The following is a 606-nucleotide window of genomic DNA, read 5'->3' as shown; positions in this document are numbered from 1 at the left end:
AGGCCGACGCCGAGCAGGCCGGCCGCACCGCGATCGCGGTCGCCTGGGACGGCCAAGCCCGCGCGGTCCTCGAGGTCGCCGACGCCGTCAAGGACACCAGCGCCGAGGCCATCACCCGCCTGCGCGCCCTGGGCCTCACCCCCATCCTGCTGACCGGCGACAACAAGACCGTCGCCCAGGCGGTGGCCGCCGAGGTGGGCATCGACGAGGTGATCGCCGAGGTCATGCCCGAGGACAAGGTCGAGGCCGTCAGGCGCCTGCAGGCCCAGGGCCGCTCGGTCGCGATGGTCGGCGACGGCGTCAACGACGCCGCGGCCCTCGCCCAGGCCGACCTGGGACTGGCCATGGGCACCGGCACCGACGCCGCCATCGAGGCCGGCGACCTCACCCTGGTCCGCGGCGACCTGCGCTCCGCCGCCGACGCCATCCGCCTGGCCCGCAGGACCCTCGGCACCATCCGCTCCAACCTCTTCTGGGCCTTCGCCTACAACGTCGCCGCCCTCCCCCTCGCCGCCGCCGGACTGCTCAACCCCATGATCGCCGGCGCCGCCATGGCCTTCTCCTCGGTCTTCGTCGTCGGCAACAGCCTGCGCCTGCGCGGCTTCA

The 606-nt window shown here is 74.4% G+C and carries 1 protein-coding gene; it reads left to right on the top strand.

Annotation, left to right across the window (positions count from 1 at the left end; translation table 11 throughout):
- A partial coding sequence (locus A2U95_RS30755) for an HAD-IC family P-type ATPase (RefSeq protein WP_166029127.1) occupies nt 1-606 on the top strand: 606 nt, incomplete at both ends.

Origin of the sequence: Streptomyces chilikensis (assembly GCF_001642695.1) — a bacterium.
Lineage (GTDB): Bacteria > Actinomycetota > Actinomycetes > Streptomycetales > Streptomycetaceae > Streptomyces > Streptomyces chilikensis.
This window is presented reverse-complemented; position numbering and strand designations above follow the sequence as displayed.